Annotated in this window: 1 protein-coding gene; it reads right to left on the bottom strand. The window is 67.5% G+C overall.

The genetic code is table 11. The features are described 5' to 3' along the window. Positions 1-246: hypothetical protein (locus F8271_RS32845; protein WP_225854932.1), on the bottom strand; the 246-nt coding region annotated here is incomplete at both ends.

The following is a 246-nucleotide window of genomic DNA, read 5'->3' as shown; positions in this document are numbered from 1 at the left end:
GCCCAGATCCAGGCCGGCCAAGGTCTCGGCGCTGACGTAGACCTTCGACGCCGGGGCCACGAACGTCACCTCGTCGGCGTGCATCGCGGTCAGGTTGTCGTAGGAGACCAGCTTCGTGTCCCCGATGATCAACATCCGGCGAGAGGTGGCGATCTCCTGCAACGCTTTCATCATCGGGATGACCTGGGCGACCTCGCCCGCGCCGCCGTCGTACGCCCGGTGGAAGACCGGTACCGCGCCGTCGGC

Origin of the sequence: Micromonospora sp. ALFpr18c, assembly GCF_008868155.1 — a bacterium.
Classification (GTDB): Bacteria; Actinomycetota; Actinomycetes; order Mycobacteriales; family Micromonosporaceae; genus Micromonospora.
The sequence above is the reverse complement of the archived record's forward strand: the minus strand, read 5'-3'. Positions and strand labels throughout refer to the sequence as shown.